The organism is Pedobacter sp. Leaf132 (assembly GCF_920984695.1).
In the GTDB taxonomy this organism is placed as follows: Bacteria; Bacteroidota; Bacteroidia; order Sphingobacteriales; family Sphingobacteriaceae; genus Pedobacter.
Map to the genome: position 1 here is coordinate 13,554 of NZ_CAKLBO010000004.1, position 23,935 is coordinate 37,488.

Annotated in this window: 23 protein-coding genes; 8 read left to right on the forward strand and 15 right to left on the reverse strand. The window is 36.3% G+C overall.

The features are described from left to right. Positions 1–29 precede the first annotated feature (29 nt). The 9 genes from dnaG to LUA86_RS09270 all read right to left on the reverse strand — a co-directional run bounded on the left by dnaG (position 30) and on the right by LUA86_RS09270 (position 10,208). Complete coding sequence (gene dnaG / locus LUA86_RS09230; protein WP_231460338.1) at positions 30–1,994, reverse strand: DNA primase; 1,965 nt, start codon at positions 1,992–1,994, stop codon at positions 30–32. Between the two features lie 187 nt (positions 1,995–2,181). Beyond that, the gene (locus tag LUA86_RS09235) at positions 2,182–2,781 is read right to left on the reverse strand and encodes a GDSL-type esterase/lipase family protein (RefSeq protein WP_231460339.1); all 600 of its coding nucleotides are present in this window, start codon (positions 2,779–2,781) and stop codon (positions 2,182–2,184) included. A 284-nt stretch (positions 2,782–3,065) separates the two neighbouring features. Beyond that, on the reverse strand, positions 3,066–4,010 hold the full coding sequence (locus LUA86_RS09240; RefSeq protein WP_231460340.1) for a hypothetical protein: 945 nt from the start codon (positions 4,008–4,010) through the stop codon (positions 3,066–3,068). Between the two features lie 146 nt (positions 4,011–4,156). Next, positions 4,157–5,341 carry a M20 family metallopeptidase gene (locus tag LUA86_RS09245; protein WP_231460341.1) on the reverse strand — a complete coding sequence of 395 codons (1,185 nt, stop codon included), beginning with the start codon at positions 5,339–5,341 and terminating at the stop codon, positions 4,157–4,159. Then, entirely contained in the window at positions 5,328–5,774 is a 447-nt protein-coding gene (locus LUA86_RS09250; RefSeq protein WP_231460342.1) for an SPOR domain-containing protein, read from the reverse strand. Before LUA86_RS09250 ends, LUA86_RS09245 begins: the two co-directional genes overlap by 14 nt. Positions 5,775–5,873: 99 nt before the next feature. Next, positions 5,874–6,167 (reverse strand): type II toxin-antitoxin system RelE/ParE family toxin, encoded by a 294-nt coding sequence (locus LUA86_RS09255; RefSeq protein WP_231460343.1) that lies wholly within the window; start codon positions 6,165–6,167, stop codon positions 5,874–5,876. Beyond that, positions 6,152–6,379, reverse strand: a complete 228-nt coding sequence (locus LUA86_RS09260; RefSeq protein WP_231460344.1) for a hypothetical protein — start codon at positions 6,377–6,379, stop codon at positions 6,152–6,154. The genes LUA86_RS09255 and LUA86_RS09260 overlap by 16 nt, the downstream gene beginning before the upstream one ends. A 93-nt stretch (positions 6,380–6,472) precedes the next feature. Continuing rightward, entirely contained in the window at positions 6,473–9,775 is a 3,303-nt protein-coding gene (secA, locus tag LUA86_RS09265; RefSeq protein ID WP_231460345.1) for a preprotein translocase subunit SecA, read from the reverse strand. 133 nt (positions 9,776–9,908) lie between these two features. Beyond that, complete coding sequence (locus tag LUA86_RS09270; RefSeq protein ID WP_231460346.1) at positions 9,909–10,208, reverse strand: hypothetical protein; 300 nt, start codon at positions 10,206–10,208, stop codon at positions 9,909–9,911. Positions 10,209–10,455: 247 nt separating this feature from the next. On the opposite strand from LUA86_RS09270, the gene LUA86_RS09275 reads away from it, so the two are divergent. From LUA86_RS09275 to LUA86_RS09285, 3 genes are all read left to right on the forward strand, one after another. After that, complete coding sequence (locus LUA86_RS09275; protein ID WP_231460347.1) at positions 10,456–11,190, forward strand: intradiol ring-cleavage dioxygenase; 735 nt, start codon at positions 10,456–10,458, stop codon at positions 11,188–11,190. Positions 11,191–11,256: 66 nt separating this feature from the next. Continuing rightward, entirely contained in the window at positions 11,257–11,760 is a 504-nt protein-coding gene (locus LUA86_RS09280) for a hypothetical protein (RefSeq protein ID WP_231460348.1), read from the forward strand. Positions 11,761–11,765: 5 nt separating this feature from the next. Next, positions 11,766–12,458 carry a hypothetical protein gene (locus LUA86_RS09285; protein WP_231460349.1) on the forward strand — a complete coding sequence of 231 codons (693 nt, stop codon included), beginning with the start codon at positions 11,766–11,768 and terminating at the stop codon, positions 12,456–12,458. Between the two features lie 73 nt (positions 12,459–12,531). On the opposite strand, the gene LUA86_RS09290 is transcribed toward LUA86_RS09285, so the two are convergent. From LUA86_RS09290 to LUA86_RS09305, 4 genes are all read right to left on the reverse strand, one after another. Continuing rightward, positions 12,532–13,485: a Smr/MutS family protein gene (locus LUA86_RS09290; RefSeq protein WP_231460350.1), complete on the reverse strand. Its 954-nt coding sequence runs from the start codon at positions 13,483–13,485 to the stop codon at positions 12,532–12,534. Positions 13,486–13,554: 69 nt separating this feature from the next. Then, entirely contained in the window at positions 13,555–15,141 is a 1,587-nt protein-coding gene (locus LUA86_RS09295; protein WP_231460351.1) for a DUF1501 domain-containing protein, read from the reverse strand. After that, positions 15,138–16,706 (reverse strand): DUF1800 family protein, encoded by a 1,569-nt coding sequence (locus LUA86_RS09300; protein WP_231460352.1) that lies wholly within the window; start codon positions 16,704–16,706, stop codon positions 15,138–15,140. Before LUA86_RS09300 ends, LUA86_RS09295 begins: the two co-directional genes overlap by 4 nt. A gap of 95 nt (positions 16,707–16,801) precedes the next feature. Beyond that, a complete protein-coding gene (locus LUA86_RS09305; protein WP_231460353.1) occupies positions 16,802–17,848 on the reverse strand; it encodes a 3-oxoacyl-ACP synthase III family protein in 1,047 nt (348 codons plus the stop codon). Between the two features lie 120 nt (positions 17,849–17,968). On the opposite strand from LUA86_RS09305, the gene LUA86_RS09310 reads away from it, so the two are divergent. After that, positions 17,969–18,250, forward strand: coding sequence for an ATP-dependent Clp protease adaptor ClpS (locus LUA86_RS09310; RefSeq protein ID WP_231460354.1), 282 nt, complete (start codon positions 17,969–17,971; stop codon positions 18,248–18,250). A 94-nt stretch (positions 18,251–18,344) separates the two neighbouring features. On the opposite strand, the gene LUA86_RS09315 is transcribed toward LUA86_RS09310, so the two are convergent. Further along, positions 18,345–18,944 (reverse strand): thioredoxin family protein, encoded by a 600-nt coding sequence (locus tag LUA86_RS09315; protein ID WP_231460355.1) that lies wholly within the window; start codon positions 18,942–18,944, stop codon positions 18,345–18,347. 322 nt (positions 18,945–19,266) lie between these two features. Beyond that, positions 19,267–20,052: a 16S rRNA (adenine(1518)-N(6)/adenine(1519)-N(6))-dimethyltransferase RsmA gene (rsmA, locus tag LUA86_RS09320; RefSeq protein WP_231460356.1), complete on the reverse strand. Its 786-nt coding sequence runs from the start codon at positions 20,050–20,052 to the stop codon at positions 19,267–19,269. 152 nt (positions 20,053–20,204) lie between these two features. On the opposite strand from rsmA, the gene pdxA reads away from it, so the two are divergent. The 4 genes from pdxA to LUA86_RS09340 all read left to right on the forward strand — a co-directional run bounded on the left by pdxA (position 20,205) and on the right by LUA86_RS09340 (position 23,925). Then, positions 20,205–21,284 (forward strand): 4-hydroxythreonine-4-phosphate dehydrogenase PdxA, encoded by a 1,080-nt coding sequence (pdxA, locus tag LUA86_RS09325; protein ID WP_231460357.1) that lies wholly within the window; start codon positions 20,205–20,207, stop codon positions 21,282–21,284. A gap of 398 nt (positions 21,285–21,682) precedes the next feature. Then, a complete protein-coding gene (locus LUA86_RS09330) occupies positions 21,683–22,402 on the forward strand; it encodes a DUF4412 domain-containing protein (protein ID WP_231460358.1) in 720 nt (239 codons plus the stop codon). Between the two features lie 36 nt (positions 22,403–22,438). After that, the gene (locus tag LUA86_RS09335; RefSeq protein WP_231460359.1) at positions 22,439–23,281 is read left to right on the forward strand and encodes a sulfurtransferase; all 843 of its coding nucleotides are present in this window, start codon (positions 22,439–22,441) and stop codon (positions 23,279–23,281) included. Positions 23,282–23,394: 113 nt separating this feature from the next. Beyond that, the gene (locus LUA86_RS09340) at positions 23,395–23,925 is read left to right on the forward strand and encodes a DUF177 domain-containing protein (protein WP_231460360.1); all 531 of its coding nucleotides are present in this window, start codon (positions 23,395–23,397) and stop codon (positions 23,923–23,925) included. The last annotated feature ends 10 nt before the right edge of the window (positions 23,926–23,935 follow it).

Genomic DNA, 23,935 nt, shown 5'->3' on the forward strand with positions numbered 1-23,935 from the left:
TTGAATTTTGAATAGTTAAATATTTGTAGCTACTTAACAATAACAGAACCTAAAAACTTGGAAATTTCTCGCTCAACATTTTTAATTACACCATAACGCTGCATTAAAATCATTTGATTATCGCCATCTGATTCATCCTTAATTTCTTTTAACAATGAAGTTAAAATTCTATCAACTTTACGCTTTTTTAGGTGAAATATTCCGCCTAAGATGGTAGCTTTTAAATTCATGGATTCATCTTTAACATAAATAAGATGCTTGTTTAACCAATTTTCGCTTAACGCATAAGGCGAGGTTGACAAGTCTATAGCTAAATCAGCAATGATTCGCTCCTCATGCTTAATAAAATGATTTGCCGTTGGAAGTCTTCCGTTATCTAACTCCACTTTATAAAATTCAACAATTTGCTTGCAAACCGAATTTTCAAACTCTACATCGGCTAAGTTTTGCATGATGAAAGAACCAATGTACATATCATCAATATTATCCCAGTTTACAAACTCATGTCCGTATGCGAGTAACAAGCGTATAATTTCCTTTTCCTGATTTTCATCGGTTTCGGCAACTTGAGTTGTAGCAGATGGGCCATTATCATCCCATAAATCATCAGGCGGTCCAAGCGGTTCTGGCGCACCAGAATTATAGTTGTTTTGATTAGACCGTTGGTTACTTTCAAAAGCTTTTTTGCTTTTGTTAGAGCGCATTTTATTCAATTCAGAAAGTAAAATGCTTTCCTCAATTTGTAATAAGCTGCTGCTTTCTCTAATAAAAACGGAAGCTTTAATGGGATCAGGAATCTTTGCAATACTTTCTACTATATCTCGTATAATACCTGCCCTTTTAATTGGGTCGGTTCCGGCTTCTTTTAATAAAACGTTGGCCTTATATAGAATAAAATCTTTACGGTTATCTTCGATGTAAGTTTTAAAAGCACCTGCACCTACATGGTGCATGTACGAATCGGGGTCATGACCATCAGGAAAGGAAACGATTTTAACGTTTAATCCTTCTTCCAAAATCATATCCAAACCTCGAAGAGAGGCTTTTATACCCGCAGCATCGCCATCAAAAAGAATGGTTACATTTTGCGTAAACCGACCAATTAATTTAATCTGTTCTACAGTTAAAGAAGTACCAGAAGATGCAACTACGTTTTCTACGCCTGCCTGATGAACAGAAAGTACATCGGCATAGCCTTCGGCTAAATAACAGTTATCTAAATCACGAATGGCTTTTTTAGCATGGAATAAACCATAAAGCACGTTCGATTTATGGTAAATTTCACTTTCAGGCGAGTTTACATATTTCGGAACGTTCTTATCCGTTTTTAGGGTTCTGCCACCAAAACCAATTACTCTACCTGTAAAATTATGAATTGGAAACATTACACGGCCTCTAAACCTATCGTAAATTTTTCCATTATCGTTTTTAATTGATAAACCGGTTTGCTCCAAAAATTCGAGTTTATGACCTGCGTTTACGGCACTCTGTGTCATAGCGTCCCAAACATCAGGCGAGTAACCGACTTCAAATTTCTTTAAGATATCTTCTCTAAAGCCGCGTTCTTTAAAATAACTTAAACCAATGGTTTTACCTTCCTGAGTTTCCCAAAGTTGTTTAACAAAAAAAGCCGTCGCAAATTGCGAAACTACATAAAGGCTTTCCTTTGCGTTTTGGGCTTCTGTATCTTGAGGAGTAAGTTCTGTTTCCTCAACCTCAATATTGTATTTATTGGCTAAAAACTTAAGCGCTTCGGGATATGAATATTTCTCATGATCCATAATGAAGCGAACCGAATCGCCACCCTTACCGCAACCAAAGCACTTATAAATTCCCTTCGTAACCGAAACATGGAAAGATGGTGTTTTCTCTCCATGAAAGGGACAATTACCAATTAAACTTGTTCCGCGTTTTTTTAAGTGTACGAAATCCCCAACTACCTCCTCAATACGGGCGGTATCCATTATCTTATCTATCGTTTCGCGGTTTATCATTTAGGTTGTAAGTTTTAAGTGATACGTTATAGGTGTACCTACTTAAACGTATTACTTAAAATTTTTAATATGTTGGGGTAGTTTTTTGAATTGGAAACCTATAAGTTCAAAACTATTTTAGAGGTTTAAATTTTACAATAGGTTTGTAGGCTCACAGACTTACAACTTACAACCTATAACTTATCACTTATTTTACCAAAGGCAGCAATTGGTCAGCAACTAATTTATTCCCGGTTTCGTTCAAATGAACTCTATCACCTGTTAAAATGCCTTTTTCTTTATCTTCGGGGTTATTTTCAGCTTCGTATTCAGCAAAGATTTTTCTTAAATCACAAACTGGCAGATTGTTCTTCGCGGCTAATTGCCTGATACCTTCTGCATATTTATTTAAATCTGCATCTAATTCATTTGTACCATCTTTTTTCTCGCCAACAACTGAAGGTGTAACCACTACAACCTTACTTCCTGCAGCTTGAATTTTATTAATCAGCGCTTGATAAAACTTTAAAAATTTATCATAATCGGTTCCGGTGTGAGAAGATTGCTTGTGCCAAACATCATTAATACCCACGTAAATTACAACCAAATCAGGCTTTTTGCTTAAAACATCATCCTCTAAACGCAAATACAAATCATAAACCTTATTGCCACCAATACCCGCACCCATTACGGTGTATTTGGTAGAATCCAAAGCTTTTTTAATTAAGGTTACATATCCATTCTTAGATACGCCTTGCTGTGTTATAGAATCACCAAAAAACACGATTCTCTTTGGCTTAAATGTCATAGATGTTAGAATAATTAGGCATAAAGAAAAAAACAGGGTAATTTTTAGTGTGGTTCTCATCGCGGTATTTTTATTTTCTTGGAATTAGATTGTAACGTAAATTTATAAATTGAATGTCGATATACCAAAGTATTATTATTGGTTTATGTGTAGATCAAGTATCTAAGAAAGATTAATATTTGACAATTAAACACTGACGAGCTGAACTTGCAGAAACCTTAAAGAGTTTCAACAAGCTTAGGTTGACAAATTGTTAGCTGTAATAAGCTAGATTAAGAACTGCCTTATTTTTTTTCTAATCTGTAATCTTTGTGTAGAATCAAAAAACTTGCTCGTTCTTCCTTTTTTAATGGATAATCCCAATTGCCTTGATAGGTGATTTTTGTAGGGAGTTTATCTTCGCCGAAATAACCCATTTCAATATTCATTTGCACATCAAAATCGAAAAGCATGTTACTATATTTCATATCAACATATCGACCTAAAATATTGAAATTACGTTTATCGAAAATCGTAACCAGCTCTTTTATCATGATGCCGTCTTTTGTCCAGCTGCTTAAATCAGGTTTAACAGAAACCTTAAAACGGTAAACCGGAATGGAATCAAGATAGGTTCCGCTTGTAAAGCCATAATCATAATACTGACGCATATTTGCACTAAAAATTTCAGTTTTACTGCCTATAAACGGCACTTTTACCGGTCGACCAGGATTAAATATTAACGTTTTAAGTTTGCTTTTATAACTTTCGTTTGTACCGCCTTTTCGATCACTAGCTGGTGCGTTTGGAACGAAATCGGTATTGTAAGCGTTCATAAAAATGTAATCAAACATCTCTACAGTATATAACTGATACTTCCCGTTCTTTTTATACATTTTGCCTTCATCCTCCTTTACCAGATATTCCATGCGGTAAGGGCCGTTATTATTATGTTTTATCTTCCGATAAATCTTTCCATCAACCTTATTGTTTTTATCATAACTATAAATGCGGTTTTCTGCAATAAAACTATAACGTTTCATATCTCTAAACGACTGATAAAAACTAGTATCGTTAACAATTGCATTGATAAAAGTTTCAATATTTAATCGCTCGGCTTTAATGTTTACTGCTCCAGAATCGAGCATAATTGTTTTTACGGTATCCGGATTAAACCTATCAATAACCTGACTGTAAACCTGTGATGTAAAAAGCGTTAAAAAGGATATTGATAAAATTATTTTTTTCATGTGGTGGTGAATTGTCAAAAATGATGCCCGTTTATGGGTGAATGATGGAGAATGGGTGGAGGATAACGGATGATGTAAGATGTGAGCGGAAAATTAGATATTCTATCCACCTTCCATCATCCATAAATCACATCGTACAGCAATCGCTAGTTTCCAAGTTGCTTAACAGCGATGTAAGCCATTAAACCTGTTGATATTTTCAAGGCATCTTCATCAATATCAAATTTTGGTGTATGTACAGAATGTGTGGTATCTTTAGCTGTATTTCCAGTTCCTAAGCGGTAGAAACATGCATCAGTTACCTGAGAATAAAAAGAAAAATCTTCAGCAGCCATCCAGATATCTAAATCAATAACGTTTTCCTTTCCTAAAAAATCTTCGGCAAAACCTCTTGCATTAGCCGTTAATTTTTCTTCATTAATAAGAAACGGATAACCTTTGTGGATATCAAAATCACAACTACCACCCATGCTTTCGGCAATACCTTCAGCCATTTTTTTCATTCTTTTATGGGCTTCGGCACGCCAGTCTTCATCTAAAGTTCTAAAAGTACCCTCTATTTTAACTTCATTAGGGATGATATTGGTTGCGCCATTTGCAGTCACTTTACCAAAAGACAACACAGATGGCAAACGTGGATCTGCATTTCTACTCACAATTTGTTGCAAAGCAATAATAATATGAGATGCAATTAAAACCGGATCTATATTTTGATGTGGTTGTGCACCATGGCCACCCTTTCCGGTAACTGTAACATACAGCTCATCTGTAGAAGCCATATATATTCCCGAGCGAAAACCTACTTTACCAGATTCGATTAAAGGCATTACATGTTGCCCAACTATGTATTGAGGTTTTGGATTTTCCAATACGCCCTCTTTAATCATAATACTTGCACCACCCGGTAATAGTTCTTCAGCAGGCTGAAAAATTAATTTTATAGTACCGCCAAACTCATCTTTTAACTGATTTAGAATATACGCTGTGCCTAAAAGTGAAGATGTATGCACATCATGTCCGCAGGCATGCATAACTCCATGATTTTTAGAACGGTAAGGTTTGTCGTTGTCCTCATGGATGGGCAATGCATCCATATCTCCACGTAAAGCAATAATTTTATCAGATGGTAAATTGCCCTTAATTAAACCCACCACACCGGTGTTGGCACAACTTGTAAATTCAATGCCCCATTTACTAAGCTTATCTTTTACATATAATGATGTTTCGAATTCTTTAAATGATAATTCAGGATTTGCGTGTATGTGGCGACGATAACCTACAACATCATTGAAAATGATATCTGCTAAGTTTTTGATTTTATCTTTGATCATCAGTAGTGGTATCTAGAGTTGGTGCATTAATTTTTTCCCTGAAAATAAATAGAGTAGGGAAAGTTGGGCGAAGCTCACTCATTAATCGTTGTGCTTCTAACTTCGTTCTGAAATCGCCAACCCGCAAATAATAATTTGGCTCTTTGTAAATAATGTAGGTATTGATTTTTGGATAACTGTTTTTAAAGCGAGATTGCTGATTAAACATTTCTCTCCTATCAGAGCCATAAAAAACCTGAACCCGATATCCATAAGCCGAAACTATTGGTTTATTTATTTTAACGGCGGCATCACTGCCAGTTCTGTAAACCTCTATTCGTTTTGCAATTAAGCTATCAATCAGCGGGTCTTTATTAACGATTACCTCCCCTTTTTGAGCAAAAGATGTACTGTAAATAAATAGGATGAAGCTTATTGTATAAAATATTTTCATGTTGTTATGACATCGCTGGCGCTAAAAATGTTTTAAAACAAGAATGCCGAACTTTCTGCAAAATTCGGCATTCTTTATGGGTTGTGCAAATGCTTATATCTAAATACTTAAGCTATCAGGATTTTCACTGGTGGGCCAAAGCGTGTGGATTATTATACTGTCTTCATCACACTCGTAAAAAATAATATAATCCAATACAATCAAACCTCGAACATTCTCAACAGAAGATTGAATACCTAAAAAAGGATTTCGAATCAAAAGTTTAATTTCTTTATTAAATCGCTTGTATAATTTAGCCGAATAGTTTTTATTTCCATTCCGATCGGCATAAAATTCAAGAATAGTGAAAAGTTTAATTCTCGCTTTATGCGACCATATTATTTTTTTAGCCATTTTTCAACTTCATCATCAATCTCAGAATGCTCTGTAAATAAACCTTCTTTTATTTGCTTTTGGGATGAGTTGATTTCTTGTTCTTGCTGTGGGGATAAATTAACGGTTTTATTTTGTGTATCACTGCTAATTACCTTCGCACCAAATTCTTCGAGTACCTGACGAATTAGAATACTTTTATCATCTGGAATTTCTATTGTTAATGTTTCCATAGATTAAAAATACTAAAATTATTTCGGATTAATTTAAAACACAAAAGCCGAGTTTATTTAAACTCGGCTATATTATCTAAAGGTGAAATTTGATTACAAATTTGCGCCGTGGCAGTTTTTGTATTTCTTACCGCTACCGCAAGGGCATGGCTCGTTACGCCCGATTGCTGCTTCTTTACGGATTGGCTGTTGTTGAATTGGCTCACGCGTATCGCCTAACTCTAAACCTGGTTGCTCTGCACCAAACTCTTGTTTTGTGGTTTGCAATTTAGGCTGCTTTACCGGAGCTGGTGCTTCTCTAACCTGATCTGGCTCTTGCTGAACCGGGATACCACCTTTATATAAGAAACTTACAACCTCTTTATTAACTGCATTAAGCATGTTTTTAAATAAGTTAAAAGCTTCCATTTTATAAATCACTAATGGATCTTTTTGTTCGTAAACCGCGTTCTGAACAGATTGCTTTAAATCATCCATTTCGCGTAAGTGCTCTTTCCAGCTATCATCAATTAGGGCTAGCACAATTGTTTTTTCGAATGAACGAACAACTTCTTTTCCCTTATTATCAATTGCCTTTTTCAAATCTACAGCAACCTGAATACCACGGATACCATCAGTAAAAGGCACTACAATTTGCTCAATGTGCTCTCCACGTTCTTCAAAAACCTGTTTTAATACCGGCATTGATTGCTCAATTATTGCATCTGATTTACGGGAGTAGAAAGCTTCCGCTTCCTCGAATAATTTCTCGGTTAAGGTTGCGATATTTGTTGATGAAAATTCCTTTTCAGTAATTGAAGTATCAACAGAGAAGTTTTTAATTACTTCTAATTTAAAACCCTCGTAGTTTGATTCTTCTTTGTATTCGGTTACAATATCTTCAGCAACATCGTAAACCATGTTATTCATGTCAACATCTAAACGCTCACCAAATAATGCATTTTTACGTTTTGCATAAATTACCGTACGTTGTGAGTTCATCACATCATCATACTCTAACAAACGCTTACGAATACCAAAGTTATTTTCTTCTACTTTTTTCTGTGCACGCTCAATTGATTTGGTAATCATCGAATGCTGAATAACTTCTCCATCTTCAATGCCCATACGAACCATAATGCTTGAGATTCTTTCTGAACCAAATAAACGCATTAAGTTATCTTCTAATGAAACAAAGAATTGAGATGAACCTGGGTCACCCTGACGACCTGCACGACCGCGTAACTGTCTATCTACACGACGAGATTCGTGACGCTCGGTACCTACAATTGCTAAACCACCGGCTTCTTTAACGCCTGGCCCAAGCTTAATATCCGTACCACGACCAGCCATGTTGGTTGCAATGGTAACCGTTCCGGCCTGACCGGCTTCCGCCACAATATCAGCCTCTCTTTGGTGCATCTTAGCATTTAATACATTATGCTTAATGCCACGAAGCTTAAGCATTCGACTTAACAACTCAGAAATTTCAACCGAAGTTGTACCAACCAATACTGGTCTGCCGGCTTCTGTTAGTTTTACAATTTCATCAGCTACTGCATTATATTTTTCGCGAACTGTGCGGTAAACATAATCTTGCTCATCTCTTCTAGAAATATTTCTGTTAGTAGGAATTTCTACTACATCTAATTTGTAGATAGACCAGAACTCACCTGCTTCAGTAGTTGCTGTACCCGTCATACCGCAAAGCTTGTGGTACATACGGAAATAGTTTTGTAAGGTTACGGTAGCATAAGTTTGCGTAGCATCTTCAACTTTAACATTTTCTTTAGCTTCTATTGCCTGGTGTAAACCATCAGAGTAACGGCGACCATCCATAATACGGCCGGTTTGCTCATCAACAATTTTAATTTTTCCTTCGTCGATGATGTATTCAACATCAATTTCGAATAAAGTATAAGCTTTTAATAATTGATTTACCGAGTGGATACGTTCTGCCTTAACAGAATAATCACGCATTAAAGCATCTTTCGTTGCTACTTTTTCATCCAATGGTAAATCAGATTTTTCCAGCTCAGCAATTTCAGTACCTACATCAGGCAATACAAAGAAATGAGGATCCTCACCTGATTGGGTAATCAATTCGATACCTTTCTCCGTTAACTCAACCTGATTATTTTTTTCATCGATATAGAAGAACAATTCAGAATCTACCTTAGGCATATTCTTCGATTGGTCTGCCATGTAATAGTTTTCCGTTTTTAATAGTAAACCACGAACGCCGCTTTCGCTTAAAAATTTAATTAAAGCTTTGTTTTTAGGCAAACCACGGTAAGCACGTAATAAAGCTAAACCACCTTCGCCTTCTTCTGTACCACTATTACCTGCGTTGATTAATTTTTTAGCCTCATTTAATGATTGCGTAACATAAGCCTTTTGAGCATTTACCAATCTTTCTATTCTAGGTTTTAACTCGTAAAATTCATGCTGATCGCCATGCGGAATAGGTCCGGAAATGATTAATGGTGTACGGGCATCATCAATTAAAACTGAATCGACCTCATCAACCATTGCAAAGTGAGGTTTGCGCTGAACCAGCTGATCTGGTGTTTGCGACATATTGTCACGCAGGTAATCGAAACCAAACTCATTATTTGTTCCGTAAGTAATTCCAGCCGCATAAGCCTTTCTTCTTTCTTCAGAATTTGGCTCATGTTTATCAATACAATCAACACTAATGCCGTGGAATTCGAATAAAGGTCCGTTCCATTCACTATCCCTACGAGCAAGATAATCATTTACCGTTACAACATGCACGCCTTCGCCTGCCAAAGCATTTAAATAAGCAGGAAGCGTACTTACTAAGGTTTTACCCTCACCAGTAGCCATCTCGGCAATCTTACCGCTGTGCAATACAATACCGCCAATTAACTGTACATCGTAATGAACCATGTTCCATACAACTTCAGTACCTGCAGCATCCCAGCGATTTGCCCATTGTGCTTTATCGCCCACAATTTTTACATTGTTCTTGCGTGCTGCGTAATCTCTATCAAACTGCGTTGCGGTAACCTCTAAATAATCGTTTTCACTTAACCTACGAGAAGTTTCTTTCACTACAGCAAAAGCTTCTGGTAAAATTTCCAGCAATACCTTTTCTAATTCGGTATCGCGGTCTTTACCTAACGCATCAACCTGCTCATACAAAGCTGTTTTTTGATGAAGCTCTAAATCTTCTTGCTCTGCTTCAGCTTTAAGCGCCGAAATTCTGCTATCAATATCTTCTAAAAAAGAAGAAATTCTGCCTTTAAATTCTATTGTTTTAGCACGTAGCTCATCATTGCTTAAAGAAGATAATTTTGCATATTCTTCATTTATTTTTACAACTAATGGCTGTATGCCTTTTATATCTCTTTCCGATTTACTTCCGAAAACCTTCGCTAAAAATCCTAACATTATGTTTTATTGGTATTTATTTAAAAAATGGTGTGTTACAACAACTAAGCCACAACTTGCATTAAGTCATTTTGGCTGTTAGCTGCATAAAATGATGAAAGATCTTAAATTAAGATCTGCTTCGAGGAAGATACTACGGACTATTATTCTTAGGTTTTTTCCTAATGGATAAATCAGAAACTATTTGATTTACAGTAATATATTTTGCAGCTTTTAATGGCGCTTGAGTTCCAATTAAAGCTAAGCTACTGTAAGAAAGCAAATATGGATTGCGGTCTTCGTTGAGCTGAACAGATGCCTTACCTGCGGCATTTATAACAATAATGTGTTCAGTGCAATATTCGTTTAATATCCTGAGCCCTTCAACACGCTCGGCTTTGGCCAAATGCGTTAAGCTAAAAAATACAAGGGATATGGTAACGAGGTGCTTCATTATTTAGCGGCAAAGCTACTTTTATTCTTTTATAAAATGAAATTTCATCTTCGCAAAAACTATACCTCTATTTATTAACTCATCTTGGATAGTCATTGTGATGAAAACAACCTAGAACAGTAAAATCCTGCGAATCTTCTATTTAACTTATTTTAACAACGAAAAACATTCTTTCATATATATATTTGTTACAAGCATTACATGTCTAAAGAAGCGCTAACCAGTAAGTTAATAAACCGAACAATATATGGAAAGGAAAAATTTTATCAGGAGTTTAATGGTTGGAGCAATCTCAACGCCTGCAATAATCGAAGCTTGTAAAAAAACAAGCTCAAGCGATGGTACTAATGCAGCGTCAGGTTCTGGTAGCGCTGGTACAACGACCAGCACAAATGGCACCTGCACAGTTGCACCTACGGAAACTGAAGGTCCATTCCCAACAAAAGTTCCGGCATCTTACGTTAGAAGCGACATTACAGACGGACGAAATGGTTACAAAATGACCGCCAAAATTAACATTGGCAATCTAAATAATAGTTGTGCCGCATTAGCCGGAGCAATTGTAGATATTTGGCATTGTGATGCAGAGGGAAATTATTCTGAATACGGAGGAACAGGCATGCAAAGCACAAATTACCAAGCCGTTCATTTTCTACGTGGAAGGCAAATTACCGATGCAAATGGCTTGGTAACCTTTACAAGTATCTTCCCAGGATGGTATAACGGCCGTGCAACTCATATTCACGTTCATGTTTATAACGCGGCAGGCATTTCTTTAAACGTAACACAAATTGCCTTTCCCGAAGGTGCAGGAACATCAGTTGCTTTAGTTAATGGTTACAATAAAGGTTTAAGCGGTTATACCTACAATAATGCTGATAATGTTTTTAGTGATGACAAGACCGGTGTACAAATTGCTACTGTTACCGGTACAATAGCTACCGGTTTCGATTTAGCATTTAAATTAAATGTAAGAGCATAACTTATAATTGTTTGTTTATTTTTATGCAGCGTTGAGATTAACTTCTCAACGTTTTTTTATGCACAAATGATGTCAGAAAAAATAATTACCCTGTGTTATCGGAAAATAATTGATGTAACAAATATTAACCCTTGGGATAAGTTTGTACATGAGGATAGTTTTGCAGAATTTAAAATGCAAGCTCAATTTTATAATCAGGGAAATATATACCCTACTTTTTCTGAGCTTTTGATAAATGTGCCCGAAGCCAAAAAGCTTCATTTCTTGGTTGGCGGCGCAATTGTAGGTTATATTCAGCAGCTAAATGGTATTATACCAGATGTATTAGACAATTTAGGCAGACGCTTTTTAGTTTTTGAAAACTTTAGGTTTGAAATTATAAATTCGGATATAAATGACATTAATAAGCATAAAATTGCACTAAACTTTTTTTCAAAACCTTTAGTTTTACACCAAACTTTTGGAGAACATTTACTTATATCGCAGTTTGCAGAAAATGAGGAAAAAGAAATTTTCACAAATTTATTTAAGCTACAGCCTTTTGTAAGTATTCACTCCATAAAAAACTAAACATATTGGAAAAGCCCGGTAAAATTTATTTAGCAGATCAACGTGGATTAATTGAAAATTCAAGTATAAGAAGATATTGCACATTCAATTTTGAAAGCTATTTTAATGAGCATAGAACAGCTTTCGAAAACTTATTTATTTGTAATGATGATTCTATTGCTGCAGGAAAACTCAATTTCTATTTAGCCAAACAAAACTCTTTGCATTTATTTATCCCAATTACTGGCGGCATTGACATTGTTGCCAAAAACAAGGAGTTTTCTGTTGAAACGGGGCAGGTTCAACTACTGAGTTTAGAGAAAGGTGAAGTTTTAGAAATAAGCAATCCTTACCAAAATGATGTGGTTAATTATATCCATCTAGGTATGCTAAATGATGATTTTATATTCTTTAAAGATCAGCAATTTTCTTTCGATTTTGATAAAAACCCTAACAAATTAATTGATATTATTTCGGGCTATAAATTTCCTTTTAAACTTAGTGCAGGCATCTTTGCGGGTAGAGAAGCGGTAATTTATAACCTTTTGGAAAAGGATAATTTTTTTTATGCGTTTGTTGTAGATGGTGCTTTTGAAATTGAAGGCCGATTAATGCATGGCCGCGATGGTTTGGCCTTGTGGGCTACCGAGAATATAGAAATTGAAGCACTTAGCAATAATGCAATTGTTGTTACCCTGGAGTTATTTCCATTGATTTAGCGAAAAATATTATTCATAGTTTTAAAGGCGCAGGGTTTGCATTAGGGATAACGAACGCCGCCACTAATCTAAATTATTTAAAAACTACTTCGGTTGCGCCATAACCAAACTTTTCCTTTCTTGCATCCATATAAGTTTTGATATGCGGATTTTTGCTTATCAATTTATGGATTTTATCCCTCAAGGTACCATTGCCAATACCATGTATAAAAATCATTTTATCAAAATGATGAACAATCGCTGCATCTAAAGCATTTTGAAAATGGGATAATTGAATTTGTAAGATTTCATCAGTTTCTAAAAAATGATGATCGTCTCTTAGTTTTTCGATATGCAAATCAATTTCCTTATTAGGCACATCGACAGTTCTTTTTTCTGAAGGAGATTTAAAGAAGCTTTCTTTTAATTTTTGAGGATCTATATTTACTGAGGCCAATTCATCCAACCGAATTAACCAGCCTTTTTGCTTTAAACCAGGTAATTCCTTCTGTTCAGAACTAAAATCTTTTGCTCTGAATTTTTTAGTTATCACCAATGGCTCCAAAGGTTTTACATCAGCTTTGCTGAATACTATAAATTGAAAGGTAAACTCCGGCCACATATCCAATTCGGATAGGGAAGCAGAATGTACCATTGCTGATTGGAAATTTTGAATAATCCCGTGATAAAGACCTGTATATTTTTCTTTTCTTTCAGTAGTTAAACTTACAAGTAAAGTATTTGGAGATTGATTTTGTAAATGAAAATGAACCACGCTGCCGGCTTTTCCATCTGCTGCAACAGCGATATAAATTCCGTTTTCTATCTTGTGGATTGATGGTGCATTAACCTGAATTGGTTTTGGCGCATCTTGCTCTTCGGCAACAACACCGTGGCCATGAACCGAGGTTAAATTACTTATGGCAACCGGAATTTCGAAGCCATCTTCATCAGTTACACCCAAAGTTTGCGCATCAATTATTTTTGTAACATAGCCCTCACGTTTTTCATCTACAAAACGTACAAAATCACCAAGATTAAACTTCATATTAAGATATTTCTGAAAATCAATCATCCTAAATAAAACGATTGGATACAAAAGTACCTAATTTTTAGCTTAGGAAACGATTAGCATGTTTCTTACTTGCTGCAATTCTCCATTTTGTAAGCGGGCATAATAAACCCCTGGCGCAAAATGCTGGTTTTCAAAATTGATATTATACGTGCCTTCATCTTTTACAGCATCAACAACGGTAGCCATTAATTTACCCATGGTATTAAACACCTGAATTAAAACATGACCACCTTTTGAGGTGTATTTTATGGTAGTGGTTGTGGTAAAAGGATTTGGGTAATTACTGATTAAACTTTCGCCACTTAACCGGTTAGTTTGCGCTAAATTGGTAGACATACAATTGGTGCCGGCCTGAATAAGCGGCAGCGATTGGAAATTTTTTAGCATAACGCTTGATAAGGTTGCTTTATCTACGCAGAACCAGTTCTCTAATAATGTTGCATAAACCGAACGGAAATCATACTGCATCGGGATATTATCATTCACAGATGTTGCGGCGGAAATCGTTGGATTTTTACCTAAAACCCCGCCCTGAATAGCATCTCCAAAAACAATTAAGGGTGCTGCAGCACCATGGTCTGTTCCGTTACTTGCGTTTGATTTTATCCTACGCCCAAATTCTGAAAAAGTCATACCGGCTACTCTTTTTGATGCACCAAGACCTTTTAAATCGTCCATAAAGGCTTTAATGGCATCACTAACTCTTTGCAACAAAACAGCATGTGTTCCGGTTTCGGTTGAGCCCGTATTTACCTGTGCTGCATGTGTATCGAATGAGCCAATATTTACCATGTACAAACGGGTTTTTAAACCTCCGGCAACTAATCTTGCCACAACTTTTAGCTGGTCGGCAAGCGAATTATTTGTTGGATATGCACCTTGCTTGGTTACTTTGCCTGCGGCTGCTTTAATTACCGAAGCGTATTGTTGTGTTTGTTGTGAAACCTGACGGATGTAGGTTAGCTCTTTACCTGCGTTTGAATTTGGTGCAGGCGATTGAATGCCATTTATTAAATTATAAAAATTAACCGGGTCTGAAATTGCCATACCCATATTTACCGAAGGACCTTGAAAAGCGGGTGAAATAAATGAACCGATTTGAATGGCCAAAGGATCGGGCATTACTGTGTTTGGATAACCTATCGGAAAATTTGTATATTCTTCGCTTAAATATCTGCCAGCCCAACCACTTTCTATGGTTTGGTCAGCATCTGATGCAGAAAGCCAAATATCTGTAGCCCTGAAATGGCTAAAATTTGGTTGCGGATAACCTACTGATTGAATAACCTGAACTTTACCATCATCGTACAAACCTGCCAAACCCGACATAGATGGATGTATACCCGTGTTAAAACCAGAAAGCTTTATAATTTTATTTTGTGGAAGAATAATATTGGGGCGAGCCAATGTAAGGTTATCGTATTGATCTAAAGGTAGAATCATGTTCAAGCCATCATTACCGCCATTTAGCTGAATAATAACCAGTACATGGTCTGTTTCTTGATTAGCGGCCGTAATTGCCGATAACAAACTGGACGCACCAAATGCCTTCAACGAAAATCCACCGATTAAGGAAGGAAGCACTACGCCGGCTGGCATTGCCTTAGTTAAAAATTCCCGTCTTTTCATGATAGCTGATACTCTTCAAGGTTCATAATGTATTTATAAAACTCCTGTAAACGGGTTTGTACAATTGCAGTTTTTGCAGTAGTTGGGGCGGCTTTATAATCGAGCCAGGCGGTGGTCCAATAGGCATCAGTAACCTGGTTACTTAACAAAATACTTTTCAAAAACTTCTTTACGTCGGCACTTACATCAATGGTGTAAAGATGCGCCAATGCTTCATCGAGTAAGATATTTGGGTCTTCTGGTTTACTAAATTTAGAGGTGTAAGCAATTGGGTCGATAACTATTTTTTTCCCGTTTCGGGTATAACCCGTACTAATGAATCTATCGGTAAAAACGTTTCGCTTTGGTAAGGTATCTGAGTTTATCCAAAGTTCGTAAAACTGAGGTATTTGATAATAAGCCGGCCAACCGGAAACATTAGGCGGATCGGCCAGATTTTGCTGTAGGTTAGATGCTGTGCTGCGCAAATAATCACTCATGTAATAAACATTCACATAATCACTGGCATCAGGAAAAACGATTTCAAATTCGCGGGCCAAACCCACAACAAAATCAACCGGTGCTTTAATATTACAAGAACGATTTTGTGCTAAAAAGAAATGATTGCTGGTAAACAAAACCTTCAACACTGGTTTTATTTCATAATTGGCATTTCTAAATATTTCGGCCAAAGGCGTAATAAAGTTCGCCTCTACATCTGCTGTAATATCATAGTAAACAAAAAACCTGTACAAGCGCCTGCAGATATATTTGCTAACTTCTACCTGCGCAAAAATCATATCAAGTAAATCGTCAACTTCTTTTGCACCATCTGTACCGGTTCTCCCTTTAATTAATTTATTTCCATAAAATGATGAAAACTGTTTATCAGTAATATCGTGCCTGCTTGTGTTAAATACCGAAGTGATATTTGTGCTATCTAAAGTAAAACCAGTTAACAATCGGGCGGCAGCCTTAACATCGGCTTCTGTATATTTAGAATCCGGCCCTTTGCCTAAAGTAAAAAGCTCTTGTAACTCCCGGGCGTAATTTTCATCGGGTGCTGTTCTGGTACTGGCATATCCATTTAAATAGCGCAGCATTGCAGGGTCGATAGTTACCTGCTTGGTTAAGATTTTGAAATTGCCCATTGCATTGCTCCGCAGCAAAGCATTATGTTTGTAGATGTATCTGGCATCATCAACCATATCGGCTTCTGTTGCAAAATGATTGTGCCAAAATAAGGTAAGTTTTTCGCGAATAGATGCCGGCTGATTTAACATTTGTGTAATCCACCATGCTTTGAAAGAAGCAACTCTTCTACTATTGGCCGTTCCATCTGTATATGGCGCTGTTACCCACGTTTGCCCCGCTGGAACATTTGCGTCTGTGTAAGCTGTGTCGTTGTAATTGTTTACCGGAGGATTTGGTAGCGGTAAATCTCTTAATAAAAAATCAACAACCTGAGCAACAGATTGCCCGACAAAACCAGCTATATCACTTCTTTTAGCTCCGAATAAGGTACGTTTTAGTAGATGATTTAGTTCTTTTGCCCCGAAATTTCCTGCGTAAATGTCTATCGCCATGCAAATTATCTTGAAACAACATAAAATTATAAATTAATATGCTGGTTTTCAGTTTTTTTACACGAAATGTCAAAATTTAGTTACCAAACCTTTTTTTACCAACGGATAAGCGCACTTGCCCAAGTAAAACCCGAACCGAAAGCCGCTAAACAAACTAAGTCTCCATCTTTAATTTTACCAGCTTCCCAGGCTTCGCAAAGTGCTATCGGAACAGAGGCAGCAGTAGTATTGCCATATTTTTGAATGTTATTAAAAACCTGGTCATCTCTTAAGCCAAGTAACTGCTGCACATATTGGCTTATGCGTAAATTAGCCTGATGCGGCACTAACATATCAATATCTTTCTCCGTTAGCTTATTTGCGGCTAAAGCTTCTTTAATTACTTCAGGAAATTTAACAACCGCCTTTTTAAAAACCGATGGACCATCCATGTAGGGTAAAGCCGCTCCGCTTTCCAAAATTTCTGGTGTCATAAACAAACCACCCAATTCTTGTTCAGGAAAAGCCGGTTTATCTTTCATCCACTTATTGGCATGAGAACCTGGATAATACATTGCCAAAATTTCGGCATCTGCACCATCACTATGCAAATGTGTACTCAGTATTCCTTTACCAGGCGCATTAGTTGGTTGCAAAACCACAGCTCCTGCCCCATCACCAAAAATTACTGAAACATTTCTACTGCGGGTTTCAAAATCCATAGCGAATGAATGCTTTTCACTACCAACAACCAAAACGTTTTTATACATGCCGGTTTTAACAAACTGATCGGCTACAGAAAGTGCATAAACAAATCCCGAACATTGGTTGCGGATATCCAGTGCGCCAATTTCGCCCATGCCCATTTCTCGTTGTAATAAAACACCACAACCCGGAAAATAATAATCAGGGCTTAATGTTGCGAAAACAATAAAATCCACGTCTTTTGCCGTAATTCCGGCTCTTTCTAAAGCAATTTTAGAAGCTTCAATCCCCATTGTGGTGGTTGTTTCTTCATTCCTATCTGCAAAGCGGCGTTCTTTAATACCTGTTCTTTCTTGAATCCATTCATCGCTGGTTTCCATAAAACGGCTTAAATCATTGTTGGTGTATACATTTTTAGGAACGTAGTAACCTATTCCGGCAATTTTGGATTGGTGCATGTTATTATATATTGGTTAATCAAAGCTAATCATTTATTGGTTAAGGTATTATTATTCACCAATGAACAAAATCTTGATACTTGATACTAAATACTTAATACTAATGTTTATTTTTGCCAAATGTCTACAGAAACAAAAGAAGAGACCTTTACGCTCGAAGAAATTTTAACTTCCTTAAAAACTGTACATCGTTTAATTTTATGGAATGATGATGTAAATACTTTCGAGCATGTAATTTATTGCATGATGAAATATTTAGACTATAACGAATCTCAGGCAGAAAAAATTGCCTGGAAAGTGCACAACGACGGTAAATGCCCGGTTTTAGAAGGTTCTTTTACGGAGATGGAAGTTTACAGAAAAATTCTACAACAAGAAGGATTAACGGTTTCTGTAGATTAGATATATATAAATCTCATCGTTATGCCAAAGTTGTTTCATCATCCCTCACATTAAGTATTAATTTCAACAAATTGCGGCTACCGGTTGATTTGGCTTAATTCTTTAATCCTTTAAAAAGCTCCGCTAATTCCGCCTGCGTAGTTAAAGTTTTATCCTTAGCGTACCAGCCATGAAGCCTTTCAGCTAAAATAGTCATCTCTGTAGTTTCCTGTTTCCATTCTTTTAACAAGCCTTGCAAAATTTTTGGCCTTGGTGCCCATGTTGCTAAAACTTTATCAGCAGTTTCATTTAAAATAATTAAAACCGGAATTGCCCTGCCACCATTGGTTAAGTGCGCATCAATCAAGGGTAGGTTTTTATCCCGCAAAACAAATTTTAAATCAATTTTACCCAGAGATGCTGTCGCAATTTTATTAAAAACGGGAACAATTTGCGCAGCATCACCACACCAACCTTCGGTAATGACCAAGAATTTATAATTTATTTTAAAGCTCCCGATAATATTAGATAAATCTTCAGTTAAACTAACTGTTTTATCAACTCTGTTCATTCGTTGCACATTCATTTTAGTGTAGTGCAAATCGTAACTAACATCACCTGTAGCTTTACCTTCCAATAACAGTTGCTCTACCAATGCTCTGTAAGATTGGTAGTCCATGCCTTGTTCGTTGAAAATTTCGCTGTAGTTAATCATGATATTTATAGAATTTTATGCCGCAAAGGAAAGGAGAAACTGGAATAAATTAATCATCGCTTTGCAAGAAAATTTGAAGGATAATTAATTCATAAATACAATGTAAGACTAAGCAGTAAATAGGATTTGTCTTAGCCAGACAGGCTTTTTTCTTTTGACAACAAAAGAAACAAATTGCCGGCTGAAAATTTTTGTATTGAAGCCACTGCTTTGGCTTTAACAGAATAGCCCCAAAAATTTATGAGGCCGGTTTTAAGTAAAACGTAGGTTTTGTGCGAAGGCTACACAAATTTAACAATTTCAACAGCTACAAAATAAAATATTAAGCTTCCATTAATTTACTTACATGTTGTGTTAAAGCTACAAAATCAGCAACTGTTAATTGCTCTGCTCGTTTTTCGAAATAAATATGATTATCCATTTTATCTTTTGGCATTACAGCCGAAACCGCATTACGCAATGTTTTTCTACGTTGATTAAAACCTGCCTTAACCACACGCCAAAACAGTTTTTCATCGCAATCTAAAGTTTCAATTTCATTTCTTGTTAAGCGAATAACAGCCGAATGAACTTTTGGCGGTGGATTAAACGTACCCGGTTTTACGGTAAACAAATATTCAATTTTATAATATGCTTGCAGAAAAACACTTAAAATACCATAATCTTTTGTTCCAGCTGGTGATGCGCAACGTTGTGCAACTTCTTTCTGAAACATCCCAACCATTTCAACTACTTTATGACGATTATCTAAAATTTTGAACAAAATCTGAGATGAAATATTGTATGGGAAATTACCGATAATGGCAAACTGACCTGGAAAAATATCGTCGAAATTTAGCTTTAAAAAATCGCCGTTTATTAATCTATCTCCCAGTTGGGGATATTTCTCATTCAAGAAATGAAAAGATTCTGTATCAATATCAATTAAATAGGTTTGCAAATCCTGGCGCTGAAGCAAAAAATCGGATAAAATTCCCATCCCCGGACCAACTTCTAAAACCTGATTATATTTATCGGTATTAACCAAACTTTCTACAATTCGGTTTGCTATGCCTTTATCAGTTAAAAAATGTTGACCTAAATGTTTTTTTGCTTTTACTAAACTCATGGAAACAAAGGTAATGATTTAAGATGGAAGGTGTAAGCTTTAGGGCGTAAGGTATGGTAATTCAATCTATAAAGCCTATACCTTAAACCTTCCGCCCTATACCTTAATTATCAAATCAAATCAGTATTTTGCGCTAAAATTTTCCATTAATTATGAGCAGTAAACTTAAAATTGGTATTAGTATAGGCGATGTGAACGGTATAGGTTTAGAGGTGATTATTAAAACGCTTTCTAATCCGGCTATTCTAAATTATTGCACACCAATTGTTTACGGCCATACAAAGGTTTCTTCTTTCCACAGAAAAGCAAATAACCTTGGCGATTTTAGTTTCAACGTAATTAATCATGCAAATCAGGCGCAAGTTAAAAAAGCGAATATGATAAATTGCTGGGAAGAAGATGTTAAAATAGAACTTGGCCAGGTTACAGAAACTGGCGGAAAATATGCGCTTTTATCATTAGAAAGGGCAACAGCCGATTTAGTTAGCGGCGAAATTGACGCTTTGGTTACAGCGCCGATTAACAAACATAACATTCAATCAGATACTTTTTCTTTCCCCGGTCATACCGAATATTTGCAGGAAAAAAGCGGCAGTAAAGATGTGCTGATGTTTTTAGTTAGCGAAGGTTTACGCGTGGGCGTAGTAACCGGACATATCCCTGTTAAAGATGTACCCACAGCCATCACAAAAGAAAAAATCATAAATAAAATTCGTTTAATAAACGAAAGTTTAAAGAAAGATTTCTGGATTGAGAAGCCAAAAATTGCTGTTTTGGGCTTAAATCCACATGCCAGCGATAACGGTTTGCTTGGTGCAGAAGAGGCCGAAATTATTACCCCAGCAATTGAGGAAGCTTACGGCAAAGGCATTATGTGTTTTGGTCCGTACCCTGCCGATGGTTTTTTTGGCAACGGCAGTTATAAAAAATTCGATGCCGTTTTGGCCATGTATCACGATCAGGGCTTAATTCCTTTCAAAACTTTGGCTTTTCACAATGGTGTTAATTATACAGCAGGTTTAAACTTTGTGCGCACCTCTCCCGATCATGGCACGGGCTACGATATTGCCGGCAAAGACTTAGCAGACTCAACCTCATTTACCGAAGCACTATTCTCTGCTATCCACATCGTAAAAAACCGCAGAGAGCAAGAGGAAATGCTAATCAACCAGTTACGCACAGGCGGAAAGGTTGTAGAAACACAGTTCGATATTAAAGACGATGCTTCTTAAAGTTTAAAGCAGAAAGCTTAAAGTTTAAAGCTTTTTTTTCAGAAAAGCAATTCCGGCTTTTCATCGGTTTCGATAGTCCTGCTATGCGTTGCAATCTTTTTTGGTAATTGCCATGCTGAGCTTGTAGAAACACTGCAACAAAAAAGTATTGCTACTTCTATCAGGTTTATTTCAGTACAAACTGTGCAATAAGGCAAAATGAGCGGCACAAAAAAAATTCAATAATTATAATAGCAGAAAGAACTGCATTCATTTAACTATGTAAAGCTTTTTTTTATCTGACCAATCCTTAGGCTTCAGGCGCTTTTCAAAAAGCAAAAAACATTAAAAAAAATGGAAATTCCCTATCCATGATTCGATAAAATTGCTGAACTTTAAAGAAACCAAAACCTACAGCTATGAAAAAATCACTATTATTTCTCTCTGTTTTATTTGTTTCGATTGTAATTTCGAATGCTGCAATAGCCGCTGATGTTTATGCTGAATACGAAATTACAGGAATGACGCCAAGCCCGGTAATTAGTAAAATGTATAGTAAAAATGGTAATATACGTACAGAAGTAAATATGAAAATGGCAGGCAGTCAAATCAATACTACAACACTAATGCTTAAAAGCAACCCGGGTGTAACAATGGTTTTTAATTCGATGACGAAAACTTATACAGAAACCAAAAGTGGCAAAAATGCTGCGGTAAAAAATTTTACGGTTAAGGTAATAGGTAATGAAAAGATTGGAAAATATAACTGTAACCATGTTAGAATGACATCTGATGGCAAATCGTGGGATGTTTGGTACAGTAAGGATTTACCTCCCATTAACTTCCCGGTAAATGGCAGCAACATTAGCGACGATAAAATTGTAGCAGAGTTAAAAAGTAAAGGCGTAACGGGTATGCCCGTAAAAATTGCTTTTCTTAAACCAGGTACAACCCTACCATCAATGACTATGCTGTTAAAAAAATACGAGCCTAAAAATCTTGACGCCTCTTTGTTTACAATTCCGGCGGGTTACAAAAAAAGCAGCGTAAATTTCAATGCAGAAAAAATGAAAAACATGAGTCCTGCTGAACGTAAAGAAATGATGATGAAGATGATGCGTGAACAAATGAAACAATAATTATCATCTGGCTACTTAATTGCAAAAATTAATCAAATGCAAAAAAAACTTTCACCAATTATAAAACCCGAAGATTTAACCTGGTTAAATTTCGATGAAGAAATTGTAATCATAGATGCTAGCGCTGGTTCAAAATCGAGATACGATGAAGAACATCTGGCCGGTGCAATTTTTGCCGATGTAAATGAAGATTTAGCCACAGTAGGAGATTTTGCTGAAGGTGGACGCCATCCGCTACCTACACCAGAGCGTTTCGCTACGGTTTTACAAAAACTTGGAATAACAAAACATAGCCACGTTATTGTGTATGACGATAAAAATGGTGGGAATGCTGCTGCCAGATTTTGGTGGATGTTAAGGGCAATAGGACATGAAAACGTACAAGTTATTGATGGTGGTTATCAGGCTGCCGTTAAATCTGGATTTCCGGTAACTCATAAAACAGAAATACCAAAATCTGTAGACATTTATAAAGCAGATAACTGGAGTTTGCCATTAACGGATATTGATGAAGTAGAAAAAACTTCAAAATCAAACGAAAGTATTGTAATTGATGTTCGTGATGCTAATCGCTATGCAGGATTAACCGAGCCAATTGATACCATTGCCGGCCATATTCCTGGTGCCATAAATATTCCATTTACAGAAAATCTTGATAACGACGGCCGTTTTTTAGCGCCTGAAGTTTTAAAAGAGAAATATACTTCCACACTCTCTGCTGTTAAACCTGAAAATGTAATCGTTCATTGCGGCTCTGGCATTACGGCTTGCCATACTTTATTAGCACTGGATTATGCCGGCTTACAAATTCCAAAACTTTACGTAGGCTCGTGGAGTGAGTGGAGCCGAAACAATAAGGAAATGATATTAAAAAGCTAAACCTTTAAGGTTTTAAAAACCTCACAGGTTTTTTTACAGCGAACAATTTTTAAAAAACATTTTTAATCTAACTATTTTATCCCTACATTTGCAGGCTAAAATTTTACAGTACTTTGAACCCGCTAAAACAATTTTCAGTACCGTTTACCGGATTAAAATTGGGAAGCCATCATTTTGAATATGAGCTTGATGACACCTTTTTTGGTGCCTTTGAGTACTCGATGATTAAAAATGGTAATTTAAAAGTTGACCTGGAACTTGAGAAACAAGAAACCATGTTGCTACTTAAATTTAAAGTTTTAGGTACTGTTAATTTAGATTGCGATAAATGCCTTTCGGAATTTGCTTTACCAATCAATTTGTACGAAAGGCAAATTGTAAAGTTTGCAGAAGATGAACTTGAAAGCGATGATGAAGAAATTATTTCATTAAGCAGAAAAGAAACTTCGATTGATATATCGAAGCCACTATACGAAATGATTAACGTAGGAGTGCCTTATATCAAAAACTGCGAGCAGGCTGGTAAAGAATGTGATCAGGAAATGATTGATAGATTAGAACAACTTTCTATCGACAAGCAAGCTGAAGAAAATGAACAAATAAGCGACCCACGTTGGGAAGCACTTAATAAGTTAAAAAAATAATTAGATTATA

Excerpts from the sequence above, each read along its gene's own strand:
- dnaG (WP_231460338.1), bottom strand. The coding sequence starts at position 1,994 with ATGATAAACCGCGAAACGATAGATAAGATAATGGATACCGCCCGTATT.
- LUA86_RS09235 (WP_231460339.1), bottom strand. The coding sequence starts at position 2,781 with ATGACATTTAAGCCAAAGAGAATCGTGTTTTTTGGTGATTCTATAACA.
- LUA86_RS09240 (WP_231460340.1), bottom strand. The coding sequence starts at position 4,010 with ATGAAAAAAATAATTTTATCAATATCCTTTTTAACGCTTTTTACATCA.
- LUA86_RS09245 (WP_231460341.1), bottom strand. The coding sequence starts at position 5,341 with ATGATCAAAGATAAAATCAAAAACTTAGCAGATATCATTTTCAATGAT.
- LUA86_RS09250 (WP_231460342.1), bottom strand. The coding sequence starts at position 5,774 with ATGAAAATATTTTATACAATAAGCTTCATCCTATTTATTTACAGTACA.
- LUA86_RS09255 (WP_231460343.1), bottom strand. The coding sequence starts at position 6,167 with ATGGCTAAAAAAATAATATGGTCGCATAAAGCGAGAATTAAACTTTTC.
- LUA86_RS09260 (WP_231460344.1), bottom strand. The coding sequence starts at position 6,379 with ATGGAAACATTAACAATAGAAATTCCAGATGATAAAAGTATTCTAATT.
- secA (WP_231460345.1), bottom strand. The coding sequence starts at position 9,775 with ATGTTAGGATTTTTAGCGAAGGTTTTCGGAAGTAAATCGGAAAGAGAT.
- LUA86_RS09270 (WP_231460346.1), bottom strand. The coding sequence starts at position 10,208 with ATGAAGCACCTCGTTACCATATCCCTTGTATTTTTTAGCTTAACGCAT.
- LUA86_RS09275 (WP_231460347.1), top strand. The coding sequence starts at position 10,456 with ATGGAAAGGAAAAATTTTATCAGGAGTTTAATGGTTGGAGCAATCTCA.
- LUA86_RS09280 (WP_231460348.1), top strand. The coding sequence starts at position 11,257 with ATGATGTCAGAAAAAATAATTACCCTGTGTTATCGGAAAATAATTGAT.
- LUA86_RS09290 (WP_231460350.1), bottom strand. The coding sequence starts at position 13,485 with ATGAAGTTTAATCTTGGTGATTTTGTACGTTTTGTAGATGAAAAACGT.
- LUA86_RS09295 (WP_231460351.1), bottom strand. The coding sequence starts at position 15,141 with ATGAAAAGACGGGAATTTTTAACTAAGGCAATGCCAGCCGGCGTAGTG.
- LUA86_RS09300 (WP_231460352.1), bottom strand. The coding sequence starts at position 16,706 with ATGGCGATAGACATTTACGCAGGAAATTTCGGGGCAAAAGAACTAAAT.
- LUA86_RS09305 (WP_231460353.1), bottom strand. The coding sequence starts at position 17,848 with ATGCACCAATCCAAAATTGCCGGAATAGGTTACTACGTTCCTAAAAAT.
- LUA86_RS09310 (WP_231460354.1), top strand. The coding sequence starts at position 17,969 with ATGTCTACAGAAACAAAAGAAGAGACCTTTACGCTCGAAGAAATTTTA.
- LUA86_RS09315 (WP_231460355.1), bottom strand. The coding sequence starts at position 18,944 with ATGATTAACTACAGCGAAATTTTCAACGAACAAGGCATGGACTACCAA.
- rsmA (WP_231460356.1), bottom strand. The coding sequence starts at position 20,052 with ATGAGTTTAGTAAAAGCAAAAAAACATTTAGGTCAACATTTTTTAACT.
- pdxA (WP_231460357.1), top strand. The coding sequence starts at position 20,205 with ATGAGCAGTAAACTTAAAATTGGTATTAGTATAGGCGATGTGAACGGT.
- LUA86_RS09330 (WP_231460358.1), top strand. The coding sequence starts at position 21,683 with ATGAAAAAATCACTATTATTTCTCTCTGTTTTATTTGTTTCGATTGTA.
- LUA86_RS09335 (WP_231460359.1), top strand. The coding sequence starts at position 22,439 with ATGCAAAAAAAACTTTCACCAATTATAAAACCCGAAGATTTAACCTGG.